General features: G+C 66.9%; 15 protein-coding genes and 1 tRNA gene. 12 read left to right on the forward strand and 4 right to left on the reverse strand.

Going from position 1 to position 14,809, the window contains the following annotated elements; translation table 11 throughout:
* The first annotated feature begins 2 nt into the window (after positions 1-2).
* Positions 3-1,370: a magnesium transporter gene (mgtE, locus tag NUV79_RS07830; RefSeq protein WP_257732508.1), complete on the forward strand. Its 1,368-nt coding sequence runs from the start codon at positions 3-5 to the stop codon at positions 1,368-1,370.
* Positions 1,371-1,430: 60 nt separating this feature from the next.
* On the opposite strand, the gene NUV79_RS07835 is transcribed toward mgtE, so the two are convergent.
* Positions 1,431-4,418 (reverse strand): PAS domain-containing sensor histidine kinase, encoded by a 2,988-nt coding sequence (locus NUV79_RS07835; protein WP_257732509.1) that lies wholly within the window; start codon positions 4,416-4,418, stop codon positions 1,431-1,433.
* Between the two features lie 224 nt (positions 4,419-4,642).
* Between NUV79_RS07835 and NUV79_RS07840 the strand changes: the two genes are divergently transcribed.
* The 5 genes from NUV79_RS07840 (at position 4,643) to NUV79_RS07860 (ending at position 7,209) form a co-directional block, all read left to right on the forward strand.
* Entirely contained in the window at positions 4,643-5,038 is a 396-nt protein-coding gene (locus tag NUV79_RS07840) for a phasin (RefSeq protein ID WP_257732510.1), read from the forward strand.
* Positions 5,039-5,131: 93 nt separating this feature from the next.
* Positions 5,132-5,992, forward strand: coding sequence for a phasin family protein (locus tag NUV79_RS07845; protein ID WP_257732511.1), 861 nt, complete (start codon positions 5,132-5,134; stop codon positions 5,990-5,992).
* A gap of 150 nt (positions 5,993-6,142) precedes the next feature.
* Positions 6,143-6,219, forward strand: a tRNA-His gene (locus NUV79_RS07850).
* 184 nt (positions 6,220-6,403) lie between these two features.
* A complete protein-coding gene (locus NUV79_RS07855; protein ID WP_257732512.1) occupies positions 6,404-6,832 on the forward strand; it encodes an Hsp20 family protein in 429 nt (142 codons plus the stop codon).
* Positions 6,833-6,942: 110 nt separating this feature from the next.
* On the forward strand, positions 6,943-7,209 hold the full coding sequence (locus NUV79_RS07860) for a BQ00720 family protein (protein ID WP_257732513.1): 267 nt from the start codon (positions 6,943-6,945) through the stop codon (positions 7,207-7,209).
* An 18-nt stretch (positions 7,210-7,227) separates the two neighbouring features.
* Here NUV79_RS07860 and NUV79_RS07865 read toward each other — a convergent pair whose 3' ends face one another.
* Positions 7,228-8,004, reverse strand: a complete 777-nt coding sequence (locus NUV79_RS07865) for an alpha/beta hydrolase (protein ID WP_257732514.1) — start codon at positions 8,002-8,004, stop codon at positions 7,228-7,230.
* Positions 8,005-8,110: 106 nt separating this feature from the next.
* Here NUV79_RS07865 and NUV79_RS07870 point away from each other — a divergent pair, with 106 nt between their 5' ends.
* Both NUV79_RS07870 and infC read left to right on the forward strand, forming a co-directional pair.
* Positions 8,111-9,328 (forward strand): glycosyltransferase family 4 protein, encoded by a 1,218-nt coding sequence (locus NUV79_RS07870; protein ID WP_257732515.1) that lies wholly within the window; start codon positions 8,111-8,113, stop codon positions 9,326-9,328.
* A 67-nt stretch (positions 9,329-9,395) separates the two neighbouring features.
* Entirely contained in the window at positions 9,396-9,989 is a 594-nt protein-coding gene (gene infC / locus NUV79_RS07875; RefSeq protein ID WP_257732516.1) for a translation initiation factor IF-3, read from the forward strand.
* A 58-nt stretch (positions 9,990-10,047) separates the two neighbouring features.
* Here the strand turns inward: infC and NUV79_RS07880 are convergent, their stop codons facing one another.
* A complete protein-coding gene (locus NUV79_RS07880) occupies positions 10,048-10,644 on the reverse strand; it encodes a TetR/AcrR family transcriptional regulator (RefSeq protein ID WP_257732517.1) in 597 nt (198 codons plus the stop codon).
* Positions 10,645-10,749: 105 nt separating this feature from the next.
* Here NUV79_RS07880 and NUV79_RS07885 point away from each other — a divergent pair, with 105 nt between their 5' ends.
* The 3 genes from NUV79_RS07885 to rplT all read left to right on the forward strand — a co-directional run bounded on the left by NUV79_RS07885 (position 10,750) and on the right by rplT (position 12,755).
* On the forward strand, positions 10,750-11,958 hold the full coding sequence (locus NUV79_RS07885) for an MFS transporter (protein ID WP_257732518.1): 1,209 nt from the start codon (positions 10,750-10,752) through the stop codon (positions 11,956-11,958).
* A 193-nt stretch (positions 11,959-12,151) separates the two neighbouring features.
* Positions 12,152-12,352: a 50S ribosomal protein L35 gene (gene rpmI / locus NUV79_RS07890; protein ID WP_047575639.1), complete on the forward strand. Its 201-nt coding sequence runs from the start codon at positions 12,152-12,154 to the stop codon at positions 12,350-12,352.
* A 28-nt stretch (positions 12,353-12,380) separates the two neighbouring features.
* Positions 12,381-12,755 carry a 50S ribosomal protein L20 gene (gene rplT / locus NUV79_RS07895; RefSeq protein WP_047575636.1) on the forward strand — a complete coding sequence of 125 codons (375 nt, stop codon included), beginning with the start codon at positions 12,381-12,383 and terminating at the stop codon, positions 12,753-12,755.
* A gap of 74 nt (positions 12,756-12,829) precedes the next feature.
* Here the strand turns inward: rplT and NUV79_RS07900 are convergent, their stop codons facing one another.
* Positions 12,830-13,549, reverse strand: a complete 720-nt coding sequence (locus NUV79_RS07900) for an LOG family protein (protein WP_257732593.1) — start codon at positions 13,547-13,549, stop codon at positions 12,830-12,832.
* 171 nt (positions 13,550-13,720) lie between these two features.
* Between NUV79_RS07900 and pheS the strand changes: the two genes are divergently transcribed.
* Positions 13,721-14,803 carry a phenylalanine--tRNA ligase subunit alpha gene (pheS, locus tag NUV79_RS07905; RefSeq protein WP_257732519.1) on the forward strand — a complete coding sequence of 361 codons (1,083 nt, stop codon included), beginning with the start codon at positions 13,721-13,723 and terminating at the stop codon, positions 14,801-14,803.
* The last annotated feature ends 6 nt before the right edge of the window (positions 14,804-14,809 follow it).

The following is a 14,809-nucleotide window of genomic DNA, read 5'->3' on the forward strand; positions in this document are numbered from 1 at the left end:
CCATGAATGATACCGCCGCCACCACGGACCTCCTTGCCGTGACGCTGGCCCAGACGCTGGCGCAGGAACACGTCGCCGACATCGTCGAGACGTTGAACGACCAGGACGACGCGACCATCGCGCATGTCCTGGCGGAACTGCCGTTCGAGCGCGCCGTCGAGGTGCTCGACCAGCCCGAATTCACTGCCGCCGCCGAAGCCTTGGCGCTGCTGCCGGACCGACGCGCCGGTGCGCTGCTCTCCGCCATGTCGGCGGATCGTGCGGCCGACGTCTTCCAGGAGTTCGACGAGGAGGTTCGACAACGGCTGAGCGGCCGCATCGACCGCCAGACCCGGTCCGACCTCAAGAAGCTGCTGGCCTATCCCGAACACAGCGCTGGCTCGATCATGACGACCGAGTTCGTCAGCGTGCCCTCGAACTGGACGGTGCAGCAGACGCTCGACCATATCCGCCGCGTCGAGCGCTCGCGTGAGACGGTCTACGCGATCTATGTGCTCGATTCCGTCACCCGCAAGCTGGTGCGTGCCGTTTCGCTGCGTCGCCTGATCAGCGGTGACCCGGAGGCTCCGGTCGAGTCGGTCGTGCCGGCGCACAAGCCGATCTGCGTCACCGCCGAGATCGATCGCGAGGAGGTCGCCCGCCTCATCACCAAATACGATCTGCTGTCCGTTCCCGTCGTCGACGCGGACGAACAGGTCATCGGCATCGTCACCTTCGACGACGTCATCGACGCGATGATCGCCGAGACGACCGAGGACGTGCAGAAGCTCGGCGGCATGGAGGCGCTCGACCAGCCCTATAACGAGATCGGCTTCCTCGCGATGATCCGCAAACGCGCCGGCTGGCTCTCGATCCTGCTGGTCGGCGAGATGCTGACGGCCTCCGTCATGCAGTTCTTCGAGGGCGAGCTGGAGAAGGCGCTCGTGCTGACGCTCTTCATTCCGCTCATCATGAGCTCGGGCGGCAATTCCGGCTCGCAGGCGACCTCGCTGATCATCCGGGCGCTGGCGCTGCGCGAGGTCACGCTGAAGGACTGGTGGCGGATCGCGCTGCGCGAACTGCCGACCGGCCTGACCCTCGGCAGCATTCTCGGCCTGATCGGCGTCGTCCGGATCATCGCGTGGCAATGGCTCGGCCTCTACGATTACGGGCCGCACTGGATCCTGATCGCGGCGACCGTCGGCGGCGCGCTGGTCGGCATCGTCACCTTCGGCTCGCTCGCGGGTTCGATGCTGCCCTTCGCGCTAAAACGGCTCGGCTTCGACCCCGCCAGCGCCTCGGCGCCCTTCGTCGCGACGCTGGTCGATGTCACCGGCCTGGTAATCTATTTCGGCGTGGCGGCGCTGATCCTGACCGGGACGCTGCTCTGACCAAATGAAAAAGCCCGGGGCATCCGCTCCGGGCTTTTTCGTATCAGCATCGCTGTTCGCTCAGCTCGCCAGCACCCGCTGCGGCGGGAAGGTGATCTCGACCAGCGTGCCCTCTTTCTTGACGCTGGTGATCGCCATCGCGGCGCGGTTGGCTTCGACCAGCGCCTTGGTCAATGGCAGGCCGAGGCCCGTGCCGCCGGCACGGCGCGTCGTCGGCACCTGCCGGAAGGGTTCGAGCGCGAGCCTGAGCTCGTCATCGTCCATGCCGATGCCGGTGTCGCGCACCCTGAGGATCGCCTCGCCCTGGTCGCCGAGCGCCGTCGAGATGATGACCTGCCCGCCGGCATCGGTGAACTTCACCGCGTTGGACAGCAGGTTGATCGCGATCTGGCGGATCGAGCGCTCGTCGGCGACGACCGGAGGCAGCTTCGGCGAGAGCCCCGAGCGCAGGACGACGCGGCCACGCTGCGCCTCCGGCTGGAGCAGCGACACCGTCGAGAGCGCAATGTCGTTCAGGTTGACGCTGACGAAGTCGAGATCGAGCTTGCCGGCCTCGATCTTGGCGAGGTCGAGCAGGTCGTTAACGAGGCTGATAACGTAGCCGCCCGACTGATGGATGTCGCGCAGGTATTCCTTGTAGCGCTCGTTGGCGATCGGCCCGAAACGCTCCTCGGCCATCACCTCGGCGAAGCCGATGATCGCGTTGAGAGGGGTGCGGATCTCGTGGCTGATCTTGGCGAGCACGTCGGATTTCTGGGCGCTCGCCGTCTCCGCCGCCTTGCGGGCTTCGACCAGCTCGCCCTCGGTCTTCTTCCAGGCGGTCAGGTCGCGCAGCACGGCGCAGAAGCGCGGCTCGCTGCCATGGGCGATCTGGCCCATGGTCATGAAAAGCGCGATCTTGCCGCCTTGGCGCACGCGGCCCTGCACCTCGCGCCCGTCGTTGAGCACCGAGGCGACGCCGCCGCCCTTCAAGCCTTCGAGATAGTCGAGCGCGGGCGCATGGCTCTCGCCGGCGAAGAGCAGGGTGAACAATTCGCCGGTGACCTCGCGCTGGTCATAGCCGAACAGCGCCTCGCCCGCCTTGTTCAGCGAGAGGATGCGGCCGCGATCGTCGACGGTGACGACGCCGTCGGTCGCGGTGTCCAGCATGGCGGTGAGCTCGCCGATACGGGCATCGCGCGCATCGGCATCGAGCCTGAGCGCCTCGACCCGTGCCGCCGACTCGGCTTCTTCCGCCGCGAATTCGGCCGCGAGCTCGGCTTCCTCCGCCTCTTCCGGCGTCAGCTCCTTTGCTTCGCTGCCATCCTCGCTGGGGCGGCGGAAGGCCATCAGCGTCGCCGGCTCGTCCTGCCAGCTTACGCTCGACAGCACGGCATCGACATGGACCAGATGGCCGAGCCGATCGATCAGCGTCATCGTGCCGCCATCGGTGCGGGCGGCCTCCTTGATCAGGCGGCTGACGTTGCCGCCCGCCTTCAGGTCGGCGAGGTCAGCATAATCCAGCAATTCGAGCAGCGTGCGGTTGGCATAAAGCGCCTCGTCGCCGCGATTGACGAGAACGGCGATCGGCAAACGGTCGAGCACGTCGGCATGCGAGTTGCGTTGCCGGGCAGGCGCAAGGCCTGGCTCCGACTCCGCGGCAACCTTCGCAGCCGGGGCCTCTTCCCTTTCCTTGACCTGCAGCGGCGCGACCGGCGGCAGGCGCGGCGCGCTCGGCTCGTCATCGCCGGCAAGCCTGGCGCCCAGCGCCTTGGCGATCTCGCGGAAGGCGTTGCGCTCGGCCGAGCTCAGATGCGATTTTGACGGTTCGAGCACCGGCCGGATCGCTGTCAGATGGCCGTTGCGCAGCGGCACGATCTTGCCGGGCGGCGAATCGGGCTCGGGCTCGGGCAGGGCAGGCGCTTCGGGAGCCGGCTCCGCCGCAGCTTCCTCCTGGGTTTGGTCGAGATCGGTCGACGCGGTGGCTTCGTCGGCCTCCTCGTCATCCTCGGCCAGATCCGGCAGGTCGCCCGTTTCAGGCTCGTCGATCGTCAGGTCTTCCTGATTCTCTCCGGCGGACGGTGCGAGCGTGCTCGTATCCTCTCCGATGGGCGGGGCTGCCGGGACAGTTTCGTCCATGGCGGCAAGATCGATCGCTGGCTGCGCAGCGTCGTCCCGAACCGCCTCGGCCACTGCCGGAGCGAGCTCCCCTTCCGCCGCGATATCGCTATCCGGCGCTGCGGCTTCCGCCTCGACCGCCGGGAAAGGACAGCGCTCGTTGAGCCGGGCGATGCCGAAGCCGCGGAAGCCGGCAAGCTGGCGCGTCGCATCGAGCACTGGCACGCCGGACAGCTCGACCGGCGCGGCCTCTCCGGGCGAATCGGTGCGCCAGAGCACGCTGTGGCCGCTCCAGGTCGCGGCCTTGGCGAATCGCTCGGTCAGCCCGCCGTCGCTGTCGGCGAAGGCGGAGCCGAGCAGGTCCTGCCAGCGCTGGCCGATCAGCCCGGCCGCCGCCTGTCCGGTGAGGCTGGCGATGTTGTCGGAGAGCTTGGTCAGCCGGCCGTCGCGGTCGCTCTGCCAGAGGAAGCGCACCATGGCCGGCTTGACGGGCGAGGGGGCCTCGTCGCGGGGAGGAGCCTCGACGGGCGCCGCAACGGCGGCGGGGGCAGGCTCGGCCTGGGCTGCCTGCGGAACCGTGATGCCGAGACGGCGCAATTCGGAAGCCTGCACGGCGATGGCGAGCGCGGTGCATCCGTCGGCGAGCGAAACCAGCTTGCTGCCGCAGGTGACCGGCACCGCGGCGAAGCTCGCGGTCAGACGCAGGCGTTCCAGGCGGATGCCATTGGCCGAGGCCAGGCCGCCAGCCAGCATGTTCAGGCGTTGCCGGGTCGGTGCCGGCAGGCTCGCTTGCCCACCGAGAAGGGCTTCGGCTGCCGCATTGACGAAATGGGGCTTCTCAGTGGCCGGGTCCCACAGCAGCAGGGCGCCGCCGGCGGCAAAGGATGCAAGGGCGGCGTCTTCAGCCGCCGCCACGCTCCACTTCGCCCAGTCCTCTCCGGCTTCGCTCATGCCCGCCTGCTCGTTTGATCCGTGCCCGTTATGCCTAACAAAGCCTTAATAGACCCCAAACGGCGGCAAATCCATGGAACCGAAGATCGCTCTCCCGCTTCTCATCGAAACAGCGTTAACATGGCCATCGTGGCCGATTGTCACGCTGTTGTCATTGCGCTGCAACAATGATATTGCAGTGCACAATGATCTAGGGATGGATCACCACACCACAGGAGGATTCGATGAACGGCAAGCTGCCTTATGAAGTGCCCACCGAAATGCGCGAGTTCGCCGAGCGCAGCGTCGAGCAGGCCCGCAAGGCGTTCGACGGCTTCATGGGCGCTGCCCATAAGGCTGTGGACAATGCCCACGGCTCGGCCGAGAGCGCCCGCGCCAACACCCAGGACGCGACCCGCAAGGCCATCGCCTATGCCGAGAACAATGTCGCGGCCGCGTTCGATTTCGCCCAGAAGCTGGTGAAGTCGAAGGATCTGACCGAGGTGATGCAGCATCAGTCCGACTTCCTGAAGTCGCAGGTCGCCGCGCTCCAGGGTCAGCTCAAGGACCTCGGCACCGCCGCGCAGGACGCCGCGACCAAGGCCGCCGAGACCGTCAGCAAGGCGACCAAGGGCCGCTGAGCCGAGACTGATTCGGCGCCGCATGGCGCCGCCATCGCTTTTGGCCGGACCCTGTGTCCGGCCTTCGCTGTTTGCCGCTGAAGGAGAGCTGTCATGGTCAAGCCTGCTCCGACCCGGACCAAGTCCAAGGTTCCGGTCAGCCTGTCCCCGGTGAAGGCGCTGACGTCCGCGCCCGCCGCGACGCCGCCATCCGCCGCGGCACCCGAGAAGCCGAAGGTCCCCGCGCAACCCGTTGCCGCCGCGCCTGCCAAGCCCTCGCCTGTGAAGGTTGCGGCCCCCGCGCCGTCGCCGGCTCCTGCCGCCGCGGCCAAGCCGGATCCCGTCAGCAAGCCCGCCCTCAGCAGCGCCCCGAAGAAGGTGGCGCCGGGCAAAGTCCGAGTCGAGAAGCCAGCGGCGAAGGTTGCCGGGCCTAAGGTCGCCGCGAAGGCAGCCAAACCTGCGGCAGCGGTGCCCAAGCCCGTCCCGGCGGTGTCCGCCCCCGCGGCCGCGAAGCCTGCGCCGATCAAGCCGGCAGTCGCCGAAGCGGCGCCCGCCAAGCCAGTCGTCGCCAAGCCTGCGCCTGTCGCGGCTGCGCCGGTTGCATCTGTCGCGAAGCCTGTGGAACCCGCGCCTGCTCTCGCACCGGTTGCCAAGGCGCCGCCTCCGCAGCCCGCCTCCCTCGATTCGCTGCCTTTGCCGCGCCCGCCCGAGGCGGCTGCCGTCATGACGGAAACGGCGATGAGCCAGGCTCTGACCATGGCGCGCGCCTTCGGTGCCTTGCAGGCCCGCATGCTCGACCATGCCTGCGCCGAGCTGGAAGCGACGCTGGGCGATGCGCAGACGCTCGCTCGCAGCAACAGCGCCTCCGAGGCGATCGCGCTGCAGGCCAAGGCGGTGCGGCGCAGCTACGAATCCTATGCCGAGCACCTCAAGGAGCTGGCGCGCGCCGCCAACGCCGCCCTGCGCAAGGACTGATCGAGCGGCGCATTACGGTGCTTGCGAAGGTGGCGCCGAAATTCCGTAGCCGGAGTTGAATTACGCGGTTGCAAAAGCGGGGAGTCGGCACTAGGGTCCGCGCCGCTGACGACCCCCGCCACGGCGGCCGGTCGCGAAGCCTGTGTTTGGGCAGCCATAGCTCAGTTGGTTAGAGCGCTAGATTGTGGATCTAGAGGTCCCCCGTTCAAGCCGGGGTGGCTGTACCATTCTTCCTCCGGACATCGTCGGAACATACCGCCCCGCGGGTTCGCCGGCTCAGTGCCGCCCCTTGAAGCGGCCTTCGCGCTTCGCCATATCTTGTCCAAGCGGAAGGGTTCGCCTTTCGCCTGCGGGATGCTGCCCGGCGGCGGGTCCCGATGTTCATGAGGCGCCTTTCGAGGGCCTGAAGCGATGACGCGTCCACCTAGCCTGTCCCACCCGTTCCTGCTCGGCTTCGACGATATCGAGCGTGCGCTCGATCGTGTCGCCAAGGGCGCGAGCGAGGGTTACCCGCCCTACAATATCGAGCGGCTACCCCGGACGGAGGACGAGCCCGATCGTCTGCGCATCACGCTGGCCGTCGCGGGCTTCGCGCGCGAGCAGCTGGAGATCACGCTGGAAGAGAACCAGCTGACGATCCGCGGCCGCCAGAGCGACGACAAGAATCGCCAGTTCCTGCACCGCGGCATCGCCGCCCGTCAGTTCCAGCGCAGCTTCCTGCTGGCCGACGGCATGCAGGTCCTCGGCGCCGATCTGTCGAACGGTCTGCTCGCGATTGATCTGGTCAGGCCGGAACCGGAACGGCTCATCCGGCGTATCGATATCATGAGCCGGGAGTAGAGGGCGGGGACCCGTCCAGCTTTGAAGGATGCGCCAGCGGTTTTCGCATCTGTTCATAATTGAAGGCGCAGTATCAGAACCGCATTCGCACTGCTCTGAAGGAGGGCGCGATGAAACAGGACAGGAATCTCATCCAGATCAACCCGCTGACCCCTGCGGAATTCGCCGCGCTCGGCACCGGCGAGGTCGCCTATCTCAAGTCGATGAGCTCGGACGAGCTGATGCGGATTTTCCCGCAGGCTCCCAAGATCGAGTCCGGCTTGCAGCTCTTCACCCTGCTCTCGGCCGACGGCGCGCCGATCCTCGTGACGGATTCGCGCGAGGCCGCCACGGCCAATGCCTGGGAGCATGACCTGCGGATGGTCAGCGTCCACTGACGCTGGCCAGCCCGGTTCTCAGAGCGCGGTCGCCATCCCGGCGACGGCCGACTGCAACCTCACGATATCGTCCGGCGTGGACAGGCGGTGATCGCCGTCCTTGATCAAGGTCAGGACGACGGGATCGCCGCTGAGATGCTCGACGAGCTTCAGCGCCCGGCGCCACGGCACGTCAGGGTCGCGCATGCCCTGCAGGATATGCACGGGGCAGCCGGCCTTGATCTCGCCGCCGAACATCAGATGCCGGCGCCCATCCTCGATCAGGGCGCGGGTGATCGGCGTCGGCTCGGGAGAGTATTCCGAAGGCCGCTGCCAGACGCCTTCTTCCATGATCGTCCGGCGGATCGAATCGGGCATCTGCGCCCACATCAGGTCCTCGGAGAAGTCGACGGCGGGCGCGATCAGCACGAGCCCGGCCGGCTGCAAGGCCGAGCCGAACAGCTTGCGGGCCGCGAGCAGGGCGATCCAGCCGCCCATCGACGACCCCACCAGGATCGGGCGCTGGCGACATTGGCTTTCGATCACCGCGAGCGCGTCGCCGAGCCAGTCCGACAGGGTGAAACTGCCGAAGTCGCCGTCGCTCTCGCCATGGCCGCCATAGTCGAAGCGTAGGCAGGTCCGGCCTGCGTCGCGCGCCCATTCGGCCAGCGCTTCGGCCTTGGTCGCGCGCATGTCGGACCGGAAGCCGCCGAGCCAGACCACCGGCGCGCCGGTTCCCTCCTGCAGGAGATAGGCGAGGCGGCGCTTTGAAAGCCCGTCTCCGACCTCAAGCCATTGCGGCGGCTGGCGCTCCAAGGCAAATCTCCTGTGGCGAATCATCTGGCCGCGGCGATTAGAGGCTGCGGCAGTCAACCGATGGGGGCATATTCGCCCCGTTAAAGAAATTCCAGACCGAGAGCGAATGTCCTTCAAGCCGGGTGCCCATCTTTCTCTGCCTTCGACCGAAACGCATCCGCTGGCGGGGCGGACGATCCTGCAGATCATTCCCGAGCTGGAAGCAGGCGGGGCCGAGCGCACTGCCGTCGACATCGCCAAGGGGCTGACCGATGCCGGTGCCCGCGCGCTGGTCGCGACCGAAGGCGGGCGCCTCGTTGCCGAATTGCAGGCCAAGGGCGGGGTCTGGCTGCCGTTTCCGGCGGCGTCCAAGAACCCGGTCGCGATGCTTTTCAACATCCGCAAGCTCGCGCGGCTCTGCAAGCAGGAGGGGGTGGAGCTGATCCATGCCCGCTCGCGCGCGCCGGCCTGGGTCGCGCTCGGCGCGGCGCGGCTGCTGAAGCTGCCCTTCGTCACCACCTATCACGGCTCCTATAACAGCCGCTCGGCGGTGAAGACGCTCTATAATTCGGTGATGGCGCGCGGCGACGTCGTGATCGCCAACTCCGTCTATACGGCCGGTCTGATCCAGGCGAAGCATCCGGTGGCGGGCGATCGCGTCCGGGTCGTCAATCGCGGCACCAATTTCTCGGCCTTCGCACCGGCTGCGGTCGGTGCCGAGCGGGTGCAGGCCCTGCGCAAGGCCTGGGGCGTCGAGCCTCACCAGCGCATCGTGCTGCTGCCCGGCCGCCTGACCAACTGGAAGGGCCAGCGCGTCCTGATCGAGGCCGCGCGCATCATGCGCGACGGCGGTGACACCGACACGGCCTTTATCCTCGCCGGCGATGCGCAGGGCAGGGACGGTTACGTCAAGGAACTCGACGCCCTGATCGCCAAGGCCGGGCTGGAAGGCCGCGTCAAGCGCGTCGGCCATTGCTCGGACATGCCGGCGGCGATGCTCTCGGCGGCGGTCGTCGCGGTGCCGTCGACCGATCCGGAAGCCTTCGGCCGCGTCGCGGTCGAAGCGCAGGCGATGGGTACGCCCGTCGTGGTCTCGGATCTCGGCGCCGTGCCGGAAACCGTGCTGGCGCCGCCGCAGGTTCAACCCGGCGAGCGTACCGGCTGGCATGTGCCTCCCGGCGATGCCGCGGCGCTAGCGGCCGGCTTGAACGAGGCACTGGCTCTGCGCCCTTCCGCCCGCGATGCGCTGGCGCGGCGGGCACGGGTTCATGTCGAGCGGCATTTCTCGCTGGAAGCGATGGTCGCGGAAACCCTCGACGTCTATTGCGCGTTGCTGGAGCGCTGACCCGCTTCCACAGTGGGAGATGGCTGCCGCAGCGGTGTCATGCATTGACATCGCCCGTCTTTGTGCAATGTGTCTGCAACAACGGCGCGAAGCGCGCCAAGTACAGGAGAATACCCCCATTCGTCGTCCCTACCGCGCTGCCCCGACCCCGACCAAGGAAGGTCCCCGCTCGAACCGCGATATCCGCGGAGTTCGCGAGGTTCAGCTCATCGACGATACCGGCGCCAACCGTGGCGTCGTGTCCTTTTTCGATGCGCTGAAGCTTGCCGAGGATGCCGGCCTCGACCTCGTCGAGATCGCCCCGAATTCCGTTCCGCCGGTCTGCAAGATCCTCGATTACGGTCGCTTCCGCTTTCTCGAGCAGAAGAAGGCCTCGGAGGCGCGCAAGAAGCAGCGCACCATCGAGATCAAGGAAATCAAGCTGCGTCCCGGCATCGACAAGCACGACTACGACGTGAAGATGAAGGCCATGCACGGCTTCTTCGAGGAAGGCGACAAGGTGAAGGTCACCCTGCGCTTCCGCGGCCGTGAGATGGCGCACCAGGACCTCGGCGTGAAGGTGCTGGAGCGCGTCAAGGTCGATACCGCCGAGATCGCCAAGGTCGAGAGCGACTGGCAGCTCGAAGGCCGCCAGATGGTGATGGTGCTCGCGCCCCGTTGAGGCGCGTCACCCGCGATCCCTAACAGATCGAGAAAAAGGGCGCCGCTGGCGCCCTTTTTCATGTCGCTTTTCTCAGCAGCCCGTCGAGCATCGCGTCGAAGGCCTCGGTAGCCCCTTCGAGCGCAGCCTCCGGATCGGGCGCATGCGCGATCCACTGCGCCGCATGCTGGGTCGCGCCAAAGATCAGTGTCGCCACCGCCTCCGGATCGAGCGGCGCCAGCACGCCCTCGGCGATGAGCGAGTCGAGGCTTCCGGCCATCATCCGGATGCAGTCGTTCTGGATCGGCCAGCTCCAGGGATCGCCGAGCACGGCCGGGCCGTCGCGCAGCATGATGCGCTGCATCTCCGGCTCCAGCGCCATGGCGAGATAGGCGGCGCATTCGTCGCGGAAGCCGGTCCAGCGATCGCCGGCCCTGGCTGAGACGGCGCGCAGCCTGACCGTCATTTCCGCATCGATCTGGTCGATGACGGCCGCGAACAGCCCCTTCTTGTCGCCGAAATGGTGATAGAGCGCGCCGCGCGTCAGCCCGGCCGCCGCCGTCATCTCGTCCATCGAGGCGGCCGCATAACCCACTGTGCCGAACGCCTCGCGGGCCGCGGCGATCAGGCTGGCGCGGGTTTCCGCGATCATGTCGGCACGAAGTCTGCGGGCCATCGCATCCCCATCACATACGCCTCGTATGTTAATTGACATACGGGGCGTATGCAATTACGCATTCACTCACATACGCGGCGTATGTCCGCAATCACGGTCCGAGCCATGCCTAACCCCTATCGCGAAATCTTCCAGGCGCCCGGCGCCTTCGCCTTCTCCGGGGCCGGCTTCATCGCCCGCCTGCCGGCCTCCATGGTCAGTCTCGGCATTGTCACCATGCTGTCGGAGCGGCGCGGCGAATATGCGATCGCAGGTGCGGTGGCGGCGACCTTCGCGCTCGCCAGCGCGCTGATCACGCCGCAGGTCTCGCGCCTCGTCGATCGCTACGGCCAGCGCCGCGTGCTGTTGCCGGCCGCCGCCGGCGGCGCGCTCGCCTTGAGCGGCCTCATGGTCGCCACCTGGACAGGCGCGCCGAGCTGGCTGCTCTTCGTCTTCGCGTTGCTGGCCGGCCTGATGCCGAGCATAGGCGCGATGGTCAGGGCGCGCTGGACCGAGTTCTATCGCGATACCCCGCAATTGCGCACGGCCTTCGCCTTCGAATCGGTGGTCGACGAGGTCATCTTCATCGTCGGGCCGATCCTGGCGATCGGTTTGAGCGTCGGCCTGTTTCCCGAGGCCGGGCCGCTTGCCGCCCTGATCTTCCTCGTCGTTGGCGTGCCCTTGCTTTGTGCGCAGCGGCGCACCGAGCCGCCGGTTCGCGCGTATGTCGCCGGCACGGACACTTCGGTCATCCGCGTCGGCGGCGTCCAGATCGTCGTGCTCGTGATGATCGCGATCGGCGCGATCTTCGGCACGGCCGAGATCACTGCCGTCGCTTTTGCGGAAGCGCAGGGACAGAAGGCCGCCGCGAGCCTGCCTCTGGCGGTCTATGCGGCCGGTTCACTGATCGTCGGCCTCGTCTTCGGGGCATTGCGGCTCAAGGCGTCGCTCGCCATGCAGTTCCTCGCGGCGATCGCGCTGGCGGCGGCGACGACCTTGCCGCTGCTGGCCGTGACCGGGCTCTACTCGCTGGCGCTGGTCTTCTTCATGGCCGGCGCGGCGGTCTCGCCGACGATCATCATCGCCATGGGCCTGATCGAGCGGCTGGTGCCGGCGCGCCAGCTCACCGAAGGCATGACCTGGGCGATCACCGGCATCAATATCGGGATGGCTGCCGGCGCCTCCGCCGCGGGCATCCTGATCGACGCCCATGGTGCCCAGAGCGGCTTCTGGATCTCGGTCGGTGCCGGTGTCGCCGCGCTGCTGGTCGTGCTCATCGGCTACAGCCGCCTGCTCGGCGCGCGAAGCGAAACGCTGGTCTGCGAAGCCGCCTGAGAGGCGGAGCGGGGAAACCTGGTGCGGCATTGCCGGCTTCGCACTTGCAATAGCGGCCGTTTTCTGCGATAGGCCCGGCCTTCGATCGCCCGGCTGATAAGGGCTGCCGTGGCGGTCGTGCTTTGCTTCCTGAAAGCAAGACATTGGCAACGCGTTCTCAAAGACGCGAAGCCTCGACCATTGAGGAGCTGAAATGCCCAAGATCAAGACCAAATCGGCCGCCAAAAAGCGGTTCAAGATCACCGGTACCGGCAAGGTGCTCTACGCCCAGGCCGGCAAGCGTCACGGGATGATCAAGCGGACCAACAAGCAGATCCGCAATCACCGCGGCACCACGACCCTCTTCGAGGGCGATGCTGCCAACGTGAAGAAGTTCTTCCTCCCCAACGGCTGACGCCACCTGACATTCCGGAGATCATGACATGGCTCGCGTGAAACGGGGCGTTACCGCCCACGCCAAGCACAAGAAGACGTTCAAGGCCGCCAAGGGCTTCTATGGCCGCCGCAAGAATACGATCCGCGCTGCAAAGGCGGCCGTCGATCGCTCGATGCAGTACGCCTATCGCGACCGCAAGAACAAGAAGCGCTCGTTCCGCGCGCTCTGGATCCAGCGTCTCAACGCTGCGGTGCGCGAGCACGGCCTGACCTATTCGGTCTTCATCGGCGGCCTGATCAAGTCGGGCATCGAACTGGACCGCAAGACCCTGTCGGCCATGGCCATCGACGATGCAGCCTCGTTCGCTGCGGTTGTCGAGACGGTCAAGGGCGTGCTGGGCGCCGAGGCCAAGGCTGCGTGACAAACACTGCCTGAGCAGCCTTGCAGTGCTGAATTGGAAAAGGCTGGCGGTGACGCCGGCCTTTTTCTTTGGGATCAGGTCTGTACGCTGCCGTTCTTCGGCGGGTTCCAGCCTTCGCCGGCGCCTTCGACGATCCGGTCATAGGCCTCCTCAGGCGAATCCACATAGCTGAACAGCTTCAGGTCGTCGGGCCGGATGAAGCCCGCCGCCGCCATCTGGTCGAGATTGAGCAGGCCCTTCCAGTAGCCGGAATCGTAGAGCACGATCGGCACCGGCCCCATCTTGCCGGTCTGGACCAGCGTCATGATCTCGAAGAGTTCGTCGAGCGTGCCGAAGCCGCCGGGGAAGACGACCAGCGCTGCCGCGCGCATCGCCAGATGCATCTTCCGCATCGCGAAATAGTGGAACAGGAAGGTCAGGTCCGGGGTCGACCAGGCATTCGGCTCCTGCTCGTGCGGCAGGGTGATGTTGAAGCCGATCGAGATCGCGCCGGCTTCGGTCGCGCCGCGATTGGCGGCTTCCATGATGCCGGGACCGCCGCCGGTGGCGATGACGTGATGGCGCCCGGCCTCGCCGTCGCGCAGCGCGCCGCCGCGCTCGGACGCGATCCGGCCGAAGGTGCGGGCGGCCTCGTACCAAGGATTGCCCTCGCGCACCCGCGCCGAGCCGAAAACGACGATGGTCGAGACGACGCCGCGCGCTCTCAGGCTGTCTTCCGCCTTCTGGTATTCCAGCATGAAGCGCGCGCCGCGCATCGAATCGCCGAGGATAAAATCCGGGTCGAGCGCGGCCATCCGGTAAGAGGGCGATTCCTTCTGGCGGGTATTGTCGGGCAAGGCAGCCTCCTGCTTCGGCGTCGGCTGTGCCGGTTGGTCCGGCAAAGCGTCGCTTCGCTCTGGCATATGCCGGCCGTTCCCGCTAGAACGCGCCCGTTCCCACGCCTTCAAACGCTTGCGACTGAATTCATGACCGATATCGCCACCCTGGAACGCGACGTCCTCGCCGCGATCGATTCTGCCGCCGATGAAGCCGCCATCGAGGATGTGCGCATCGGCGCCCTCGGCAAGTCCGGCTCGATCTCGGGCCTGCTCAAGACCTTGGGCGGAATGACGCCGGACGAGCGCAAGGAGAAGGGCCCGCAGATCAACGGCCTGCGCGATCGCGTGCAGGGCGCCATCGCCGCCCGTAAGGAAGCTTTGGGCGAGGCGGCTCTCGAAGCCCGGCTCGCTTCCGAGCGTGTCGATATCTCGCTGCCGGTGCAGGACGGTCCGGAGGCGCGCGGCCGCATCCATCCGATCAGCCAGGTCATCGACGAGATCACCGCGATCTTCGGCGACATGGGCTTCGCCATCGCGGAAGGCCCGGATGTTGAGACCGACGATCTCAACTTCACCAAGCTGAACTTCCCGGTCGGCCATCCCGCCCGCGAGATGCACGACACCTTCTTCTTCGCGCCCGACGCCAATGGCGAGCGCAAGCTGCTGCGCACCCACACCTCGCCGGTCCAGGTCCGCACCATGCTGGCGCAGCAGCCGCCGATCCGCGTGATCTGCCCGGGCCGGACCTATCGCAACGATTCCGACCAGACCCACACGCCGATGTTCCATCAGGTGGAGGGGCTCGTCATCGACAAGTCCGCCAATCTCGGCCACCTCAAGTGGATCCTGGAAGAGTTCTGCAAGTCGTTCTTCGAGATCGACGACGTGAAGATGCGCTTCCGCCCGTCCTTCTTCCCCTTCACCGAGCCCTCGATGGAGGTCGACATCCAGTGCTCGCGCAAGGGCGGTGAAATCCGCTTCGGCGAGGGCGACGACTGGCTGGAGATACTCGGCTGCGGCATGGTCCACCCGAACGTGCTCAGGAATTGCGGGCTCGACCCCGAGGTCTATCAGGGCTTCGCCTGGGGTATGGGCATCGACCGGATCGCCATGCTGAAATACGGCATGCCGGACCTGCGCCCCTTCTTCGAGGCTGACGTGCGCTGGCTCGCCCATTACGGCTTCCGCCCGCTCGACCTGCCGACGCTGACGGGCGGCCTCTCCTCATGACGGCAG

Source organism: Allobosea sp. 47.2.35 (genome assembly GCF_024655635.1).
In the GTDB taxonomy this organism is placed as follows: domain Bacteria; phylum Pseudomonadota; class Alphaproteobacteria; order Rhizobiales; family Beijerinckiaceae; genus Allobosea.